This is a genomic window from Spirillospora sp. NPDC049024, from assembly GCF_040649235.1.
GTDB lineage: Bacteria > Actinomycetota > Actinomycetes > Streptosporangiales > Streptosporangiaceae > Spirillospora.
In genome coordinates this window covers 36,431-52,351 of the sequence record NZ_JBEZFD010000012.1, presented here as the reverse complement: position 1 = coordinate 52,351, position 15,921 = coordinate 36,431, and the positions used below count along the sequence as shown (strand labels likewise).

Genomic DNA, 15,921 nt, shown 5'->3' with positions numbered 1-15,921 from the left:
GATTGATGGCGATCATCGCGCAGCTCAGCGACATCCACCTGGCGGCCGGACGCGACGGCGGGGTGGACGACGACTCCGGGCCGGTCCGCGCGCTGCGGGCCGCCGTGTCGAGCCTGCTGTCGCTGCCCGCGCGGCCCGACGCCGTCGTCCTCACCGGCGACCTCGCCGACGGCGGCCGGCCCGCCGAGTACGCCCGGCTGCACGCGCTGCTGTCGCCGCTGCCGATGGCCGTGTACCCGATGTGCGGCAACCACGACGACCGCGACGAGCTGCGCCGGGCCTTCGCCGACCATCCGGCGGTCGCGGCGACCGGGACCGGCCCGCGGGCGCCCCTCCAGTACGCCGTCGACGTGGCCGGGGTGCGGCTCGTGTGCTGCGACACCACCGTCGACGGCCATTCCCACGGGCACATGAGCGAGGAGCGGCTCGCCTGGCTGGACGAGGCGCTGAGCGCCGCACCCGACACGCCGACCGTGGTCGCCACCCACCACCCGCCGTACCCCATCGGGATGCGGTTCATCGACGACCTGCGGTTCGTCGACCCCGCCGGGTTCGCCGCCGTGATCGCCCGCCATCCGCAGGTCGTGCGGGTGATCTCCGGGCACGTCCACCGGGCGTCGGTCGGATCGCTGGCGGGACGGGTCAGCACCACCTGCCCGAGCACCTACCGGCAGCTGTTCCTCGACCTCACCAAGCAGGGCCGCGCGGCCGTCACCGGCGAGCCCGCCGGGTTCGCCCTCCACCTCATAGGCGAGGACGGCACCGCCACCACCCATTTCGCCCCGACCGGCAACTACCGGCCCCTGATGGACGTGGAGTGACCCGGCCGCCCACGCACTGAGCGCCGGCGGTGGACTGGGCGGGGGGCGGGGTCTAGCAGCCGCCCTGGCGGCCGCCGAAGATCGTGCGCATCAGCAGGACGGCGCCCCAGGGGCCCACCACCCAGATCCACCACGGGTAGACCGCGCCCGTGGTCACCAGGATGATCAGCCAGACGGTGAGGTTGATCGCGCTGACCGCGGCCCAGGCGCCCCACATCGCCCGCATGCGCCGCGTTTCGAGGTCGCCGGAGGGCGGCCGCGCCGGCGACGCGGTGCCCTTGCTCCGCGCCGGCACCGGGAGCTGGTAGAGGTCCTCTTCCGGCAGGTCGGAGGTGACCTCCTGGAGCTGCCCGAGCGTCTTCGCCGCGTAGACCGCGTCCAGCCGCTCCTGCAGCTCGTCCATCGTGATCCGGCCCTCGGCGCAGTGCTCGCGCAGGCTCGCGGCCACCCGGTCGCGGTCGGCGTCCGACGCCCGGATCTCAGGGTTCGGCGCCATCGTTCCTCCGCTCCTCAGGACCTGCCCCGTCGGAAGGGCCTGCCCTCTCCATCCATACCGCGTCCTACGGCCATACTGCGCCTTCCGACCAGACCGCGTCTCTCGATCAGGCCGTGCCTTTCGCTCAGACCGCGCCCTCGCTCAGACCGCGCCCTTGCTCAGACCGCGTCCTTGCTCAGACCGCGTCCTTGCTCAGACCGCGTCCTTGCTCCAGGCCGCGTCCTTGCTCAGACCGCGTCCTTGCTCCAGGCCGCGTCCTTGCTCAGACCGCGTCCTTGCTCCAGGCCGCGGCTGTCGGCCGGGCCGTGGCCTCGGGTCCTGATGGGCCCTCTATCCATTCTGCGGCGCGGATCCGAGCTTCGCGAACCACTCGCGGCCCTCGTCGAGCGCGGTCAGGACGCGGGGGCCGTCCGGCGTTACCGCGAACGTGTGCTCGAAGTGCGCCGAGGTGCGGCCGTCGGTCGTCACGACCGTCCAGCCGTCGTCGAGTTCGGCGGTGTCCTTGGTGCCGAGGTTCACCATCGGCTCCACCGCGAAGCACATCCCGGGCTCCAGGACGGGCCCGTGGCCGGGCGCCCCGTGGTTGGGGATGAGCGGGTCCATGTGCATCTCGGTGCCGATGCCGTGCCCGCCGTAGCCCTCGACGATCCCGTAGGCGCCCTGAGAGCGGATGTGAGCCTCGATCGCGTGGGAGATGTCCGTCAGGTGGGCCCCCGCGCGTCCGGCCGCGAGACCGCGCCACAGGGACTCCTCGGTGACCTCCAGCAGCCGCCGCTGCTCGTCGGTGATCTCCCCGAGCGGGACCGTGACGGCCGCGTCACCGTGCCAGCCCTCCACGATCGCGCCGCAGTCGATGGACAGCACGTCGCCCTCGCGGAGGATCTTGTCGGCCCGCGGGATGCCGTGCACGATCTCCTCGTTGACCGACGCGCAGATCGTCCCGGTGAAGCCGTGGTAGCCCTTGAACGAGGGGACGCCGCCGTTGTCGCGGATGTGCTCCTCGGCGAGCGCGTCCAGGTCCAGCGTGCTCATGCCGGGCTTGGCGGCCTCGCGCAGCAGCTCCAGCGTCCGGCCGACGAGCAGCCCCGCCGCGCGCATCAGCTCGATCTGCTCCGCGGTCTTCATCTGGATCGTGAGCCTGCGCCGTTTGAACATCTCTCCCCTTGCACCCGTCCCCGCACCGGGCCGGTCGCCCCGGTATCGGGCCAGTCGCTTCTCGTACCGAGCCGGCCGCTCCGGTATCGGGCCGGTCGTTTCGGTTCCGGGACGGCCGCCCGGTTCCGGAACGGCCGCGCGGACGCGGGATCCCCGCGTCCGCGCCGGCGTCCGTCCGCCGGGCCCGCCGCACTCGTCGACGGACCCGTCACTTCTCCAGTGGCCCTGCTTCCCGGCGACCCTGCCGTCCGGGTGGCACCGCCTTACGGCGGCAACCATCTTTCGGCGGCACTGCTTTCCGGCGGCACTGCCTTCCGGTGGCTCTACTTCTCCAGCGGACGCAGCGCGGTGAGGGCGCGTTTGGTGACCTCTTCGACCGGGCCCGTGGCGTCGATGCCGACGAGGATGTTCTCGTCGGCGTAGAACTGCACCAGCGGAGCCGTGTCGTGCCGGTACACCTCCAGGCGGTGCATGACGACCTCTTCCTTGTCGTCGTCCCGCTGGAACAGGTGCCCGCCGCAGTCGTCGCAGATGTCGTCCTGCTTGTCGTCGAAGTCGACGTGCCAGATCCGGCCGCACTTGTCGCACGTGCGCCGGCCCGACAGCCGCCGGACGACCTCGTCCTCGTCGACGACGAGTTCGAGGACGATGTCGAGGCGGGTGTCCCACTCGGCGAGGATCTTCTTCAGCGTCTCGGCCTGCGGGACGTTGCGCGGAAACCCGTCCAGCAGGAAGCCGTCGCGGGCGTCGTCCTCGCCGAGGCGGTCGCGCACCATCGCGATGGTGACCTCGTCGGGGACGAGGTCACCGCGGTCCATGTACTGCTTGGCCTGCCGGCCGAGCGGCGTCCCGCCGCTGACGTTCGCGCGGAAGATGTCACCTGTCGAGATCTTCGGGACGGACAGGTGAGATGCGATGAACTGGGCCTGCGTCCCCTTGCCCGCACCCGGGGGGCCCACCAGGACGATACGCACTACCGGAGGAAGCCCTCGTAGTTGCGCTGCTGGAGCTGACTCTCGATCTGCTTCACGGTATCCAGTCCGACGCCGACGACGATGAGGATGCTCGTGCCGCCGAACGGGAAGTCCGAACTCGCCTTCATGAGTGCGAAGGCGACCATCGGGATGAGGGACACGAGCCCCAGGTAGAGCGCACCGGGTGTGGTGATCCGGGTCAGCACGAAGTCGAGGTACTCGGCGGTCGGCCGACCAGGACGGATACCTGGGATGAATCCACCATACTTCTTCATGTTGTCGGCCACTTCAGTGGGGTTGAAGGTGATCGCGACGTAGAAGTACGTGAAGAAGATGATGAAGACGAAGAAGATCCCCATGTGCCAGGCGTTGTCCTGCTGGAGATACGGCTGGACCTTTTGCAGCCACTTGGTGTTCGGCCACAACTGGGTGGCCAGAACCGGCAGGTAGAGCAGCGACGAGGCGAAGATGATCGGGATGATGCCGGCCTGGTTGACCTTCAGCGGGATGTAGGTCGAAGTGCCGCCGTACATGCGGCGGCCCACCATGCGCTTGGCGTACTGGACCGGGATGCGCCGCTGCGCCTGCTCGACGAACACCACGCCGGCCATGATCGCCAGGCCCACCAGGACCACGATCGCGAAGACGAAGCCGCCCTTGCTCTTGTAGATGCTCCAGAACTGGGCGGGGAAGACCGCCACCACCTGGGTGAAGATCAGGATGGACATGCCGTTGCCGACGCCGCGGTCGGTGACCAGCTCGCCCAGCCACATGATGACGGTCGTGCCCGCCACCATGATGATCACCATGGTGATGATCGGGAAAATGCCCGTGTCGTACAGGATGTCGCCGCTGCCGGAGATGCCCTGGAACAGCTGACCGGTGCTCGCCATCGCGACGATGCCCGTCGCCTGCAGGATCGCCAACCCGACCGTCAGGTACCGCGTGTACTGGGTGATCTTCGTCGTGCCGGCCTGGCCCTCCTTCTTCAGGGCCTCCAGCCGCGGGATCACCACCGTCAGCAGCTGCAAGATGATGCTGGCCGTGATGTACGGCATGATGCCGAGCGCGAAGACCGAGAGCTTCAGCAGCGCGCCGCCGCTGAACAGGTCGACCAGGCCGTAGAGGTTGTTGCTGTCCTTGGCCGCGTTGGCGGTCTCCCTCAGCACCTTCACGTTCACGTTCGGCGTGGGCAGGATCGATCCGATCCGGAACACCACGATCATGAACAACGTGAAAAGGATTTTCTTACGCAGGTCAGGCGTACGGAAAGCCCGAGCGAACGCGGTCAGCACCATTCCTCCTGCGCGACTGGCGGGTTCATGGCCGCCGAGGGGGCGGTTTCAGGTCCATGAGTTCGGGCGGAGAATACCCGGTGTGACGGCAGAGTGCGCAATCTCACGCAGGGCACCTTCGCTCGTGTGACTCTAACAGCAGATGACACCGGGGCCGCCCCGCCGGGCCCGGCGGCCTCAAGGCCCCGGACCTCACGCGGGCACGGCCCCGGCATCAGAGGTGTTTCCTTACAGCTCGTCGGCGGATCCGCCGGCGGCGGCGATCTTCTCCTTGGCGGCGCCGGAGAAGGCGTGCGCCTTCACCTGGACCGCCACGGAGATGTCGCCGGTACCGAGGATCTTGACCGGACGGCCGCGGCGCACCGCGCCCTTGGCCGCCAGGTCCTCGGCCGTGACCTCGCCGCCCTCGGGGTAGAGCGCGGCGAGCTTGTCCAGGTTCACGACCTGGAACTCGACCCGGTTCGGGTTCTTGAAGCCCTTGAGCTTCGGCACCCGGCGGATCAGGGGCATCTGGCCGCCCTCGAACCCGACGGGGACCGTGCTGCGGGCCTTCGTGCCCTTGGTGCCGCGGCCGGCGGTCTTGCCCTTGGACGCCTCGCCGCGGCCCTTGCGGGTCTTGGCCTTGTTGGCGCCGGGGGCCGGACGCAGGTCGTGCACCTTGAGCGGGGTGCCCTCGGTCTCCGCGGCGGAGTCCTTACCGAGATCAGCCGCCATGTCAGTCGACCTCCTCGACGGTGACCAGGTGCGCCACCGTCCGGATCATGCCGAGCACCTCGGGGCGGTCCTCGCGGACCACGCTCTGCCCGATCTTCTTCAGGCCCAGGGTGCGCAGCGTGTCACGCTGGTTCTGCTTCTCGCTGATCACGGACTTGGTCTGCGTGATCTTCAGGTTCGTCATGACGACGCGACCTCCGCCCTCGGCTCGCTGCCCGCGGCGCGCGCGCGCAGCATGGCCGCCGGGGCGACGTCCTCGATCGGCAGGCCGCGCTTGGCCGCGATCTCCTCCGGACGCTTCAGCGACTTCAGACCCGCGATCGTGGCGTGCACGATGTTGATCGCGTTGTCGCTGCCCAGCGACTTGCTCAGCACGTCGTGGATGCCGGCGCACTCCAGCACCGCGCGCACCGGACCACCGGCGATGACGCCGGTACCGGGGCTGGCCGGGCGCAGCAGGACCTCGCCCGCCGCGTCGCGCGCCTGCACCAGGTGCGGGATGGTGCCCTGGATCCGCGGCACCTTGAAGAAGTGCTTCTTGGCCTCTTCGACGCCCTTGGCGATCGCCGCGGGCACCTCCTTGGCCTTGCCGTAGCCGACGCCGACGGTGCCGTTGCCGTCACCGACGATCACCAGGGCGGTGAAGCTGAAGCGACGCCCGCCCTTGACGACCTTGGCGACACGGTTGATCGCCACGACCTTCTCGATGTACGACTGGCCCTTGTCGGCGCCACCGCGGCGGTCGTCGCGGCGGTCGCGACGGTCGCCACCCTGACCGCCACCACGCCTCTGCGCTGCCATCAGTGGTTCCTCTCGTTCACCTTGTAAAGGGCCATCAGAGCTCGAGGCCCCCCTCACGCGCACCGTCCGCGACCGCGGCGATGCGACCGTGGTACTTGTTGCCGCCGCGGTCGAACACGACCGCGTGGACGCCGGCCTGCTTGGCCCGCTCGGCGACGAGCTCGCCGACCTTGCGGGACTTGGCCGTCTTGTCGCCGGAGTCGGCGCGCAGGTCCGCTTCCATCGTCGACGCGCTGGCCAGCGTGTGGCCCTTCTCGTCGTCGATGACCTGGACGAACACGTGCCGGCTGGAGCGGGTCACGACCAGGCGCGGCCGCGCGGCGCTGCCCACGACCTTCTTGCGGACCCGCAGGTGCCGACGCTTGCGAGCAAGCTGGCGACCGCTCGTGGCCTTGCCGGCCAGGGTCTTGGTGCCTGCCATGACTACTTACCAGCCTTTCCGACCTTGCGGCGGATCTGCTCGCCCTCGTAGCGCACGCCCTTGCCCTTGTACGGGTCGGGCTTGCGCAGCTTGCGGATGCGGGCGGCGATCTCACCGACGAGCTGCTTGTCGATGCCCTCGACGACGAGCTGCGTCGGCCGCTCCACCGTGAAGGTGATGCCCTCCGGCGCCTCGAACGGGATCGGGTGGCTGTAGCCGAGCGAGAACTCTACGTTCTTGCCCTTGGCCACCACCCGGTAGCCGACGCCCTGGATGACCAGGGTCTTCTTGTAGCCCTCGGTGACCCCGACGACCATGTTGTTGATCAGCGTCCGGGTGAGCCCGTGCAGGCCGCGCACCTTGTTGACGTCATTGGGCCGGGAGACGACGAGCTTGCCGTCCTCCTGGCTGACCTCGATGGGCTCGGCGACGGTGTGCGAGAGCGTGCCCTTCGGCCCCTTGACGGTGACCTCGCGGCCCTCGAGCTTCACCTCGACACCGCTGGGGACGGAGATGGGGAGACGTCCGATACGAGACATTTAAAGTGCCCTCCCCTCACCAAACGTAGGCGAGGACTTCCCCGCCCACTCCGCGCTTGCCCGCCTGGCGGTCCGTCATGAGACCGGAGGACGTCGAGATGATCGCGACGCCCAGTCCGCCCAGGACCTTCGGCAGGTTGTCCTTCTTCGCGTACACGCGCAGACCCGGCTTCGAGACGCGCTTGATGCCGGCGATCGAACGCTCGCGGGTCGGGCCGAACTTCAGCTCGATCACGAGCTTCTTGCCGACCTCGGCGTCCTCCACGGTCCAGCCCGAGATGTACCCCTCCTGCTGGAGGATCTCGGCGATGTGCGCCTTGATCTTCGAGTACGGCATGGCCACGGAGTCGTGGTACGCCGAATTCGCGTTGCGCAGACGCGTCAGCATGTCTGCGATCGGGTCGGTCATCGTCATGGCCTACTGGCCCTCCCTCGCCACGGTTTCCTCGGGTTGATGCGGCCCGTGGACCTTTGGCGCGGTCGTGGGCGCCCTCTCAGGCGCCCGGTTGGTCATTACAGGCCGGCTTCCGCCGCCCCCGGAGCGGCGCTCCGGGGACGCGGTCACCAGCTGGACTTCGTGATGCCAGGCAGCTCGCCGCGGTGGGCCATCTCCCGGAAGCAAACGCGGCACAGGCCGAACTTCCGGTAGACGGAGCGCGGACGCCCGCAGCGCGAGCACCGAGTGTACGCGCGCACGCCGAACTTCGGCTTCCGCGCCGCCTTGGCGATCATCGACTTCTTCGCCATGCTCAGCTCTCCTTGAAGGGGAAGCCCAGGAGCTTGAGCAGCGCCCGGCCCTCGTCATCGGTCTTCGCGGACGTCACGACCGTGATGTCCATGCCCCGCGAGCGGTCGATCTTGTCGGGGTCGACCTCGTGGAACATGACCTGCTCGGTCAGCCCGAAGGTGTAGTTGCCGTTGCCGTCGAACTGCTTCGGCGACAGCCCGCGGAAGTCGCGGATGCGGGGCAGCGCCGTGGCGAGCAGGCGGTCCAGGAACTCCCACATCCGGTCGCCGCGCAGCGTGGCGTGCGCGCCGATCGGCATGCCCTCGCGCAGCTTGAACTGCGCGATGGACTTGCGGGCCCGGTTCACGGCGGGCTTCTGCCCGGTGATCGCCGCCAGGTCGCGGACGGCACCCTCGATCAGCTTGGCGTCCTTGGCCGCGTCGCCGACCCCCATGTTGACCACGATCTTGGTCAGCGAGGGGATCTGCATGACGTTGTCGTAGCCGAACTGCTCGCGCATCTTGCCCGCGATCTCCTCGCGGTAGCGCAGCTTCAGCCTCGGCGCCGGGACGGGACGCTCGGTGGTCTCGGTCATCGGTCTCAGATCTCCTTACCGCTACGGCGCGAGATCCGAACCTTCGTGCCGTCGTCGTTCGTGCGGTAACCGACCCGGGCCGGCTTGCCGTCCTCGACGATCGCGACGTTGCTGACGTGCAGCGGCGCCTCGACCGTGACGCGACCGCTCTCCTTGCCGGCACGCTGCTGGTCGGCCTTGATGTTCTTGGTGATGAGGTTGACGCCCTCGACGACGACCCGCTCCTCGCGGGGGATGACGCGCAGGACCTTGCCCGTCGCGCCCTTGTCCTTGCCGGCGATGACGATGACCTCGTCGCCCTTGCGGATCTTCATCAGAGCACCTCCGGCGCGAGCGAGATGATGCGCATGAACTTCTTCTCGCGCAGTTCGCGGCCCACCGGGCCGAAGATACGGGTGCCGCGGGGGTCGCCGCCGTCCTTGATCAGGACGGCGGCGTTCTCGTCGAAGCGGATGTAGGAGCCGTCCGGGCGCCGGCGCTCCTTGCGGGTGCGCACGACGACCGCCTTGACGACGTCACCCTTCTTCACGCCGGCGCCGGGAAGGGCGTCCTTCACCGTCGCGACGATGATGTCGCCGACTCCCGCGTAGCGCCGACCCGAGCCGCCGAGAACCCGGATGCAAAGGATCTCCTTCGCACCCGTGTTGTCGGCGACCTTGAGTCGCGACTCCTGCTGGATCACGTCTAACTCCTGTTCGTCACACCGGTTCTCGGCGCCGGCTTCTCCGGGGCCGAGCCTGGTGGAACCAGACTGTGGTCAATGGCGGGACTGCGTCCCACGGGCCCAGGGGCCCTACTTGGCCTTCTCGAGGATCTCCACCACGCGCCACCGCTTGGTGGCGGACAGCGGGCGGGTCTCCATGAGACGGACGCGGTCGCCGACGCCGCACTCGTTGGCCTCGTCGTGCGCCTTGTAGTTCTTCGTGCGGCGGATCACCTTGTGGTACTTGGGGTGCTTCACGCGGTCCTCGACGGACACGACCACGGTCTTGTCCATCTTGTCGCTGACCACGAGACCCTCAAGGATCTTGCGGCTGCTCCGCTGCTCGGTCTGCTGCTCGGTCATTCGTTGCCCTCCGCGGCGTCCTCGACCGTGACGATGCCGAGCTCGCGCTCCCGCATCACGGTGTAGATGCGGGCGATCTCGCGCTTCACGGTGCGCAGCCGCCCGTGGCTTTCAAGCTGGCCGGTGGCGGCCTGGAAGCGGAGGTTGAACAGCTCCTCCTTGGCCTCCTTGAGCTTGGTGACCAGGACGTCCTCGGGCTCGGTCCGCAGCTCGTCGGCGGTAAGACCCTTGGCCATCAGGACTCACCCACCTCTCGCTTAACAATCTTGCACTTCATGGGCAGCTTGTGGATCGCGCGGGTGAGCGCCTCCCGGGCGATCTCCTCGTTCGGGTAGGAGATCTCGAACAGCACGCGGCCCGGCTTGACGTTCGCCACCCACCACTCCACGGAGCCCTTTCCGGAGCCCATGCGGGTCTCGGCGGGCTTCTTGGTCAGCGGCCGGTCCGGGAAGATGTTGATCCAGACCTTGCCGCCGCGCTTGATGTGGCGGGTCATGGCGATACGCGCGGCCTCGATCTGCCGGTTGGTCACGTACGCGCTCTCGACGGCCTGGATGCCGTACTCGCCGAACGTCACCCTCGTGCCGCCCTTGGCCATGCCGCGGCGCTTCGGGTGGTGCTGCTTGCGGTGCTTGACCTTGCGAGGGATCAGCATCGGTTATTCAGCTCCCCTCACCCTGCGGAGCAGCCTCGGCCGTCGGCGCCGGCTGCTCGGAACCCTGCTGCTGCTTCTGCTCGCCGCCGCGGCCGCCACCGCCGCCGGCACCGCCACGGCCGCCACGGCCACCGCGGCCACCGCCACGGCGGTCGCCACCGCGGCGCTCACGGCCACCGCCGCCGCCACCGGTGGCGCGCTGCTGCGCGGCCTTCTGCTCGCGCTCGGCGCGCGTCGCCGCGGCCTCGCCCTTGTAGATCCACACCTTGACGCCGATGCGGCCGAACGTCGTACGGGCCTCGTAGAACCCGTAGTCGATGTCGGCGCGCAGCGTGTGCAGCGGGACCTGGCCCTCGCGGTAGAACTCCGACCGCGACATCTCGGCGCCGCCGAGACGGCCGCCGCACTGGACCTTGATGCCCTTGGCGCCGGACTTCATCGCGGACTGGATCGCCTTGCGCATGGCGCGGCGGAACGCGACGCGGCTGGACAGCTGCTCGGCCACGCCCTGCGCGACGAGCTGCGCGTCGATCTCGGGGTTCTTGACCTCGAGGATGTTCAGCCGGACCTGCTTGCCGGTCAGCTTCTCCAGGTCGCCGCGCAGGCGCTCGGCCTCCGCGCCGCGGCGGCCGATGACGATGCCCGGCCGGGCGGTGTGGATGTTGACCTCTACGCGGTCACGGGTCCGCTCGATCTCCACCTTGGAGATGCCCGCCCGGTCCATGCCCTTCTGCAGCATGCGCCGGATCTGGACGTCTTCCTTGACGTAGTCCTTGTAGAGCTTGTCGGCGAACCACACGGACTTGTGGTCGGTGGTGATGCCGAGCCGGAACCCGTGCGGGTTGATCTTCTGACCCACTACCGGGCCCTCCTCGTCTTCTTACCGCCGCCGGACGCCCCGCTCGAGGCTTCCTCGCGCGACTCCACGACCACGGTGATGTGGCTCGTGCGCTTGTTGATGCGGTAAGCCCGGCCCTGGGCGCGGGGGCGGAAACGCTTGAGCGTCGGCCCCTCGTCCACCCACGCACGGCTGACGACGAGCGTGCCCGAGTCGAGCTTGAAGTTGTGCTCGGCGTTGGCGATGGCACTCGCCAGCACCTTGCCCACCGGCTCACTCGCTGCCTGGGGGGCGAACCGCAGCACCGCCTGAGCCTCCGCGGCAGGCAGGCCGCGGATGAGGTCCACCACGCGGCGGGCCTTCCTGGGCGTGACGCGGATGAACCGCGCCTGGGCCCTGGCTTCCATCGCTGTTCCCTCTCTCCTACGTGCTAACTGCTCTGCCTGCTCAGCCTCGGCGGCTGCGGCGGTCTTCCTTGACGTGGCTGCGGAACGTGCGCGTCGGCGCGAACTCGCCGAGCTTGTGTCCCACCATCGCGTCGGTGACGAACACCGGGACGTGCTTGCGGCCGTCGTGCACGGCGATCGTGTGACCGATCATGTCCGGCACGATCATGGAGCGCCGCGACCACGTCTTGATGACGTTCTTGGTGCCCTTCTCGTTCTGCGCGTCCACCTTCTTCATGAGGTGGTCGTCCACGAACGGGCCCTTCTTCAGGCTACGTGGCATGACGAGCGACTCCTACCGCTTCTTCTTGCTGCGACGACGGACGATCAGCCGGTCGCTCGACTTGTTCGCCTGGCGAGTGCGGCCTTCCTTCTTACCGGCCGGGTTCACCGGGTGCCGGCCACCGGAGGTCTTGCCCTCACCACCACCGTGCGGGTGGTCGATCGGGTTCATGGCCACGCCGCGGACGGTCGGGCGCTTGCCCTTCCACCGCATGCGGCCGGCCTTGCCCCAGTTGATGTTCGACTGCTCGGCGTTGCCGACCTCGCCGACCGTCGCGCGGCAGCGCACGTCCACCATCCGCATCTCCCCGGAGGGCATGCGCAGCGTGGCGTACTTGCCCTCCTTGGCCAGCAGCTGGACGCCAGCGCCCGCACTGCGGGCGATCTTGGCGCCGCCGCCGGGGCGGAGCTCGATGGCGTGCACGACCGTACCGGTCGGGATGTTGCGCAGCGGCAGGCAGTTGCCCGGCTTGATGTCCGCGCCCGGCCCGTTCTCCACCCGGTCGCCCTGGCGCAGACCGCGCGGGGCGAGGATGTAGCGCTTCTCGCCGTCCACGTAGTGCAGCAGCGCGATCCGCGCGGTGCGGTTCGGGTCGTACTCGATGTGCGCGACCTTGGCCGGGACGCCGTCCTTGTCGTGCCGACGGAAGTCGATCACGCGGTACGCGCGCTTGTGCCCGCCGCCCTGGTGCCGGGTCGTGATGCGGCCGTGGTTGTTGCGGCCGCCCTTCTTGGGGAGCGGACGCAGCAGCGACTTCTCGGGCTCGCGGCGCGTGACCTCGACGAAGTCGGCCACGCTGGACCCGCGACGACCCGGAGTCGTCGGCTTGTAATTACGGATGCCCATCTTTTTCGTTCATCCCTTGTCAGTCTTCGGGACGACCGGCCTGCTTAGGCCGGGCCGCCGAAGATGTCGATCCGCTCGCCCTCGGCGAGGCTGACGATGGCGCGCTTGGTGTCCTTGCGCTTGCCGTAGCCGAACCGCGTGCGCTTGCGCTTGCCCTGCCGGTTGAGCGTGTTCACGCTCGTCACCTTGACGCCGAACACCGACTCGACGGCCTGCTTGATCTGCGTCTTGTTGGCGTCCGGGCGGACGACGAACGTGTACTTGTTCTCGTCCAGCAGCCCGTAGCTCTTCTCCGAGACGACCGGCGCGATGATGATGTCGCGGGGGTCAGCGATCTTGTTCATGTGCGACCCTCCTTACTTCTTCTTCGCGCGCGAGATGAACTCGTCGTACGCCGTCTTCGTGAAGACGACGTCGTCGTTCACCAGCACGTCGTAGGTGTTGAGCTGGTCGGAGACGATCACGTGCACGCTCGGCTCGTTGCGCAGGCTCTTCCAGGTCACGTCGTCCTCGCGGTCCAGGACCAGCAGGACCCGCTTGGCGCCCGTGACGTCGCGCAGCGCCTTCAGCGCCGTCTTCGTCTTCGGGGTGTCGCCCTCGATGAGGTTGTCGACCACGTGCACCCGGCCGAACCGGGCGCGGTCGGACAGGGCGCCGCGCAGCGCGGCGGCCTTCATCTTCTTGGGCGTCCGCTGCGAGTAGTCCCGCGGCTGCGGGCCGTGCACGACGCCGCCGCCGGCGAACTGGGGCGCGCGGGTCGAGCCCTGGCGGGCGCGGCCGGTGCCCTTCTGCCGGTACGGCTTCTTGCCACCGCCGGAGACGTCGCCCCGGGTCTTGGTGGCGTGCGTGCCCTGGCGCGCCGCGGCCAGCTGCGCCACCACGACCTGGTGGATCAGCGGCACGCTGGTCTTCGCGTCGAAGACCTCGGCGGGCAGGTCGATGTCGAGCTTGGAAGTCACTTGCCCGCTCCCTTCACTGCGTCGCGGACCAGCACCACGCCGCCGTTGGGACCGGGAACCGCGCCCTTGATGAGCAGCAGGTTCTTCTCCGCGTCGATGGCGTGGACGGTCAGGTTCTGCACGGTGGTACGGGCGTTGCCGTGCCGTCCCGCCATGCGGAGGCCCTTGAAGACGCGACCAGGGGTCGCGCAGCCGCCGATCGAACCCGGCGAGCGGTGCTTGCGCTGGGTGCCGTGCGAGGCGCCGAGGCCCTTGAAGCCGTGGCGCTTCATGACACCGGCGGTGCCCTTGCCCTTGCTCGTGCCGGTAACGTCGATCTTCTGGCCGGCCTCGAAGACGCTGGCGGTGATCTCCTGGCCGAGTTCGTACCCGGTGGTGTCGTCGGCCCGCAGTTCGACGAGGTAGCGGCGCGGCGTGACGCCGGCCTTCTCGAAGTGACCCGTGCTCGGCTTGTTCACCTTGCGCGGGTCGATCTGCCCGAACCCGATCTGGACGGCGCTGTAGCCGTCCTTCTCCTGGCTCTTGAGCTGGGTGACGACACACGGCCCGGCCTGGACGACGGTCACCGGAACGATCCGGCCCTCATCGTCGAAGACCTGGGTCATGCCGAGCTTCTCGCCCAGGACGCCCTTCCTCTGCGTACTCATCTCTCGGTGCGTCCCTTAGAGCTTGATCTCGATGTCAACGCCGGCCGGAAGGTCGAGTCGCATCAGCGAGTCGACCGTCTTGGGCGTCGGGTCGATGATGTCGATCAACCGCTTGTGCGTGCGCATCTCGAAGTGCTCGCGGCTGTCCTTGTACTTGTGCGGCGAGCGGATGACGCAGTACACGTTCTTCTCGGTCGGCAGCGGCACCGGGCCCGCGACCTTGGCGCCCGTCCGCGTCACCGTCTCAACGATCTTCTTCGCGGAGGTGTCGATGACCTCGTGGTCGTAGGCCTTGAGCCGGATGCGGATCTTCTGTCCCGCCATGGTGGCCTCGGTGTCCTTTGCTGTAGTGCCGCTGTTTACTTCACTGTTCGTGACGCGGCGGCCCGGTTGGGGTTGCCCGCGAACCGGGCCGCCGCGTGACGAGGGGTGTTACTTGATGACCTTGGTGACGCGACCGGCGCCGACCGTCCGGCCACCCTCACGGATGGCGAACTTCAGGCCCTCCTCCATGGCGACGGGCTGGATCAGCTCGACGCGCATCTCGGTGTTGTCGCCCGGCATGACCATCTCGGTGCCCTCGGGGAGGTTCACCACGCCGGTGACGTCCGTGGTCCGGAAGTAGAACTGCGGACGGTAGTTGTTGAAGAACGGCGTGTGCCGGCCGCCCTCGTCCTTGGACAGGATGTAGACCTGCGCCTCGAACTCGGTGTGCGGGGTGTTCGTGCCCGGCTTGATGACACACTGGCCGCGCTCGACCTCCTCGCGCTTGATGCCGCGCAGGAGCAGGCCGACGTTGTCGCCCGCCTGGCCCTGGTCGAGGAGCTTGCGGAACATCTCGACACCGGTGACGGTGGTCGAGGTGGACTCCGGCTTGATGCCGATGATGTCGACGGTCTCGTTGACGTTCACGACACCGCGCTCGATGCGGCCGGTCACGACGGTGCCGCGGCCGGTGATCGAGAAGACGTCCTCGATCGGCATCAGGAACGGCTTCTCGGTGTCACGCACCGGCTCCGGCACGTTCTCGTCGACGGCGGCCATCAGCTCGACGATCGACTCGGACCACTTCTCGTCGCCCTGCAGCGCCTGGAAGGCGGACACGCGCACGACCGGGACGTCGTCGCCCGGGAACTCGTACTCCGACAGCAGCTCGCGGACCTCGAGCTCGACGAGCTCCAGGATCTCCTCGTCGTCCACCATGTCGCACTTGTTCAGCGCCACGACGATGTAGGGGACGCCGACCTGGCGGGCCAGGAGCACGTGCTCCTTGGTCTGCGGCATCGGGCCGTCGGTGGCGGCGACCACCAGGATGGCGCCGTCCATCTGCGCCGCACCGGTGATCATGTTCTTGATGTAGTCCGCGTGACCCGGGCAGTCGACGTGCGCGTAGTGCCGCGCCTCGGTCTGGTACTCGACGTGCGCGATCGAGATGGTGATACCGCGCTCGCGCTCCTCCGGCGCCTTGTCGATGTCCTCGAACGGCGTGAAGGGGTTGAGGTCCGGGTACTTGTCGTGGAGCACCTTGGTGATCGCCGCGGTAAGCGTGGTCTTACCGTGGTCGATGTGTCCAATGGTGCCGATGTTCACGTGCGGCTTCGTCCGCTCGAACTTGGCCTTCGCCACTGGTTGCTCCTTGTTGC

At 68.5% G+C, this 15,921-nt stretch carries 27 protein-coding genes; 1 reads left to right on the top strand and 26 read right to left on the bottom strand.

What is annotated here, in order from left to right; translation table 11 throughout:
* Positions 1-5: 5 nt before the first annotated feature.
* Positions 6-821, top strand: coding sequence for a phosphodiesterase (locus AB0C21_RS22715; RefSeq protein WP_500206690.1), 816 nt, complete (start codon positions 6-8; stop codon positions 819-821).
* Between the two features lie 52 nt (positions 822-873).
* Here AB0C21_RS22715 and AB0C21_RS22710 read toward each other — a convergent pair whose 3' ends face one another.
* From AB0C21_RS22710 to tuf, 26 genes are all read right to left on the bottom strand, one after another.
* Positions 874-1,317, bottom strand: coding sequence for a DUF1707 SHOCT-like domain-containing protein (locus AB0C21_RS22710; RefSeq protein ID WP_149258927.1), 444 nt, complete (start codon positions 1,315-1,317; stop codon positions 874-876).
* Between the two features lie 330 nt (positions 1,318-1,647).
* Positions 1,648-2,472 (bottom strand): type I methionyl aminopeptidase, encoded by an 825-nt coding sequence (gene map, locus AB0C21_RS22705; protein WP_500206688.1) that lies wholly within the window; start codon positions 2,470-2,472, stop codon positions 1,648-1,650.
* Positions 2,473-2,795: 323 nt separating this feature from the next.
* Positions 2,796-3,446 carry an adenylate kinase gene (locus AB0C21_RS22700; RefSeq protein ID WP_149258925.1) on the bottom strand — a complete coding sequence of 217 codons (651 nt, stop codon included), beginning with the start codon at positions 3,444-3,446 and terminating at the stop codon, positions 2,796-2,798.
* Complete coding sequence (secY, locus tag AB0C21_RS22695) at positions 3,446-4,672, bottom strand: preprotein translocase subunit SecY (protein WP_500206954.1); 1,227 nt, start codon at positions 4,670-4,672, stop codon at positions 3,446-3,448. The genes AB0C21_RS22700 and secY overlap by 1 nt, the downstream gene beginning before the upstream one ends.
* Positions 4,673-4,969: 297 nt before the next feature.
* The gene (gene rplO / locus AB0C21_RS22690; RefSeq protein ID WP_149258924.1) at positions 4,970-5,455 is read right to left on the bottom strand and encodes a 50S ribosomal protein L15; all 486 of its coding nucleotides are present in this window, start codon (positions 5,453-5,455) and stop codon (positions 4,970-4,972) included.
* Between the two features lies 1 nt (position 5,456).
* Positions 5,457-5,639, bottom strand: a complete 183-nt coding sequence (rpmD, locus tag AB0C21_RS22685) for a 50S ribosomal protein L30 (protein WP_089324452.1) — start codon at positions 5,637-5,639, stop codon at positions 5,457-5,459.
* Complete coding sequence (gene rpsE, locus AB0C21_RS22680) at positions 5,636-6,256, bottom strand: 30S ribosomal protein S5 (protein ID WP_372505490.1); 621 nt, start codon at positions 6,254-6,256, stop codon at positions 5,636-5,638. Before rpsE ends, rpmD begins: the two co-directional genes overlap by 4 nt.
* A 34-nt stretch (positions 6,257-6,290) precedes the next feature.
* The gene (gene rplR, locus AB0C21_RS22675; protein ID WP_500206685.1) at positions 6,291-6,677 is read right to left on the bottom strand and encodes a 50S ribosomal protein L18; all 387 of its coding nucleotides are present in this window, start codon (positions 6,675-6,677) and stop codon (positions 6,291-6,293) included.
* Between the two features lie 2 nt (positions 6,678-6,679).
* Entirely contained in the window at positions 6,680-7,216 is a 537-nt protein-coding gene (rplF, locus tag AB0C21_RS22670; protein WP_500206684.1) for a 50S ribosomal protein L6, read from the bottom strand.
* A gap of 16 nt (positions 7,217-7,232) precedes the next feature.
* Positions 7,233-7,631 (bottom strand): 30S ribosomal protein S8, encoded by a 399-nt coding sequence (gene rpsH, locus AB0C21_RS22665; RefSeq protein WP_021596724.1) that lies wholly within the window; start codon positions 7,629-7,631, stop codon positions 7,233-7,235.
* 146 nt (positions 7,632-7,777) lie between these two features.
* On the bottom strand, positions 7,778-7,963 hold the full coding sequence (locus AB0C21_RS22660) for a type Z 30S ribosomal protein S14 (protein WP_131963156.1): 186 nt from the start codon (positions 7,961-7,963) through the stop codon (positions 7,778-7,780).
* A gap of 2 nt (positions 7,964-7,965) precedes the next feature.
* Entirely contained in the window at positions 7,966-8,538 is a 573-nt protein-coding gene (gene rplE, locus AB0C21_RS22655; RefSeq protein WP_149258922.1) for a 50S ribosomal protein L5, read from the bottom strand.
* A 5-nt stretch (positions 8,539-8,543) separates the two neighbouring features.
* Positions 8,544-8,852 (bottom strand): 50S ribosomal protein L24, encoded by a 309-nt coding sequence (gene rplX / locus AB0C21_RS22650; protein ID WP_141580642.1) that lies wholly within the window; start codon positions 8,850-8,852, stop codon positions 8,544-8,546.
* A complete protein-coding gene (gene rplN, locus AB0C21_RS22645; RefSeq protein ID WP_021596728.1) occupies positions 8,852-9,220 on the bottom strand; it encodes a 50S ribosomal protein L14 in 369 nt (122 codons plus the stop codon). The genes rplX and rplN overlap by 1 nt, the downstream gene beginning before the upstream one ends.
* Positions 9,221-9,331: 111 nt before the next feature.
* On the bottom strand, positions 9,332-9,604 hold the full coding sequence (gene rpsQ / locus AB0C21_RS22640; protein WP_089314941.1) for a 30S ribosomal protein S17: 273 nt from the start codon (positions 9,602-9,604) through the stop codon (positions 9,332-9,334).
* Positions 9,601-9,840 (bottom strand): 50S ribosomal protein L29, encoded by a 240-nt coding sequence (gene rpmC / locus AB0C21_RS22635; RefSeq protein WP_149258921.1) that lies wholly within the window; start codon positions 9,838-9,840, stop codon positions 9,601-9,603. The genes rpsQ and rpmC overlap by 4 nt, the downstream gene beginning before the upstream one ends.
* Positions 9,840-10,259 (bottom strand): 50S ribosomal protein L16, encoded by a 420-nt coding sequence (gene rplP / locus AB0C21_RS22630; RefSeq protein WP_149258920.1) that lies wholly within the window; start codon positions 10,257-10,259, stop codon positions 9,840-9,842. The genes rpmC and rplP overlap by 1 nt, the downstream gene beginning before the upstream one ends.
* Positions 10,260-10,266: 7 nt before the next feature.
* On the bottom strand, positions 10,267-11,118 hold the full coding sequence (gene rpsC / locus AB0C21_RS22625) for a 30S ribosomal protein S3 (protein WP_500206681.1): 852 nt from the start codon (positions 11,116-11,118) through the stop codon (positions 10,267-10,269).
* The gene (gene rplV / locus AB0C21_RS22620) at positions 11,118-11,504 is read right to left on the bottom strand and encodes a 50S ribosomal protein L22 (RefSeq protein ID WP_141580633.1); all 387 of its coding nucleotides are present in this window, start codon (positions 11,502-11,504) and stop codon (positions 11,118-11,120) included. Before rplV ends, rpsC begins: the two co-directional genes overlap by 1 nt.
* A gap of 40 nt (positions 11,505-11,544) precedes the next feature.
* Complete coding sequence (gene rpsS / locus AB0C21_RS22615; RefSeq protein WP_131876403.1) at positions 11,545-11,826, bottom strand: 30S ribosomal protein S19; 282 nt, start codon at positions 11,824-11,826, stop codon at positions 11,545-11,547.
* 12 nt (positions 11,827-11,838) lie between these two features.
* Positions 11,839-12,672, bottom strand: a complete 834-nt coding sequence (rplB, locus tag AB0C21_RS22610; protein WP_149258918.1) for a 50S ribosomal protein L2 — start codon at positions 12,670-12,672, stop codon at positions 11,839-11,841.
* Between the two features lie 44 nt (positions 12,673-12,716).
* On the bottom strand, positions 12,717-13,016 hold the full coding sequence (gene rplW / locus AB0C21_RS22605; protein ID WP_149258917.1) for a 50S ribosomal protein L23: 300 nt from the start codon (positions 13,014-13,016) through the stop codon (positions 12,717-12,719).
* A gap of 12 nt (positions 13,017-13,028) precedes the next feature.
* Positions 13,029-13,631: a 50S ribosomal protein L4 gene (rplD, locus tag AB0C21_RS22600; RefSeq protein ID WP_500206677.1), complete on the bottom strand. Its 603-nt coding sequence runs from the start codon at positions 13,629-13,631 to the stop codon at positions 13,029-13,031.
* Positions 13,628-14,278, bottom strand: a complete 651-nt coding sequence (gene rplC, locus AB0C21_RS22595) for a 50S ribosomal protein L3 (protein ID WP_173394920.1) — start codon at positions 14,276-14,278, stop codon at positions 13,628-13,630. Before rplC ends, rplD begins: the two co-directional genes overlap by 4 nt.
* A gap of 15 nt (positions 14,279-14,293) precedes the next feature.
* Positions 14,294-14,602, bottom strand: coding sequence for a 30S ribosomal protein S10 (rpsJ, locus tag AB0C21_RS22590; protein WP_018657599.1), 309 nt, complete (start codon positions 14,600-14,602; stop codon positions 14,294-14,296).
* 108 nt (positions 14,603-14,710) lie between these two features.
* On the bottom strand, positions 14,711-15,904 hold the full coding sequence (gene tuf / locus AB0C21_RS22585) for an elongation factor Tu (protein ID WP_149258914.1): 1,194 nt from the start codon (positions 15,902-15,904) through the stop codon (positions 14,711-14,713).
* Positions 15,905-15,921: the final 17 nt, after the last annotated feature.

Coding starts and splice junctions, on each gene's coding strand:
- AB0C21_RS22715 (WP_500206690.1), top strand. CDS start 6: ATGGCGATCATCGCGCAGCTCAGCGACATCCACCTGGCGGCCGGACGC.
- AB0C21_RS22710 (WP_149258927.1), bottom strand. CDS start 1,317: ATGGCGCCGAACCCTGAGATCCGGGCGTCGGACGCCGACCGCGACCGG.
- map (WP_500206688.1), bottom strand. CDS start 2,472: ATGTTCAAACGGCGCAGGCTCACGATCCAGATGAAGACCGCGGAGCAG.
- secY (WP_500206954.1), bottom strand. CDS start 4,672: ATGATCGTGGTGTTCCGGATCGGATCGATCCTGCCCACGCCGAACGTG.
- rplO (WP_149258924.1), bottom strand. CDS start 5,455: ATGGCGGCTGATCTCGGTAAGGACTCCGCCGCGGAGACCGAGGGCACC.
- rpmD (WP_089324452.1), bottom strand. CDS start 5,639: ATGACGAACCTGAAGATCACGCAGACCAAGTCCGTGATCAGCGAGAAG.
- rpsE (WP_372505490.1), bottom strand. CDS start 6,256: ATGGCAGCGCAGAGGCGTGGTGGCGGTCAGGGTGGCGACCGTCGCGAC.
- rplR (WP_500206685.1), bottom strand. CDS start 6,677: ATGGCAGGCACCAAGACCCTGGCCGGCAAGGCCACGAGCGGTCGCCAG.
- rplF (WP_500206684.1), bottom strand. CDS start 7,216: ATGTCTCGTATCGGACGTCTCCCCATCTCCGTCCCCAGCGGTGTCGAG.
- rpsH (WP_021596724.1), bottom strand. CDS start 7,631: ATGACGATGACCGACCCGATCGCAGACATGCTGACGCGTCTGCGCAAC.
- AB0C21_RS22660 (WP_131963156.1), bottom strand. CDS start 7,963: ATGGCGAAGAAGTCGATGATCGCCAAGGCGGCGCGGAAGCCGAAGTTC.
- rplE (WP_149258922.1), bottom strand. CDS start 8,538: ATGACCGAGACCACCGAGCGTCCCGTCCCGGCGCCGAGGCTGAAGCTG.
- rplX (WP_141580642.1), bottom strand. CDS start 8,852: ATGAAGATCCGCAAGGGCGACGAGGTCATCGTCATCGCCGGCAAGGAC.
- rpsQ (WP_089314941.1), bottom strand. CDS start 9,604: ATGACCGAGCAGCAGACCGAGCAGCGGAGCAGCCGCAAGATCCTTGAG.
- rpmC (WP_149258921.1), bottom strand. CDS start 9,840: ATGGCCAAGGGTCTTACCGCCGACGAGCTGCGGACCGAGCCCGAGGAC.
- rplP (WP_149258920.1), bottom strand. CDS start 10,259: ATGCTGATCCCTCGCAAGGTCAAGCACCGCAAGCAGCACCACCCGAAG.
- rplV (WP_141580633.1), bottom strand. CDS start 11,504: ATGGAAGCCAGGGCCCAGGCGCGGTTCATCCGCGTCACGCCCAGGAAG.
- rpsS (WP_131876403.1), bottom strand. CDS start 11,826: ATGCCACGTAGCCTGAAGAAGGGCCCGTTCGTGGACGACCACCTCATG.
- rplB (WP_149258918.1), bottom strand. CDS start 12,672: ATGGGCATCCGTAATTACAAGCCGACGACTCCGGGTCGTCGCGGGTCC.
- rplW (WP_149258917.1), bottom strand. CDS start 13,016: ATGAACAAGATCGCTGACCCCCGCGACATCATCATCGCGCCGGTCGTC.
- rplC (WP_173394920.1), bottom strand. CDS start 14,278: ATGAGTACGCAGAGGAAGGGCGTCCTGGGCGAGAAGCTCGGCATGACC.
- rpsJ (WP_018657599.1), bottom strand. CDS start 14,602: ATGGCGGGACAGAAGATCCGCATCCGGCTCAAGGCCTACGACCACGAG.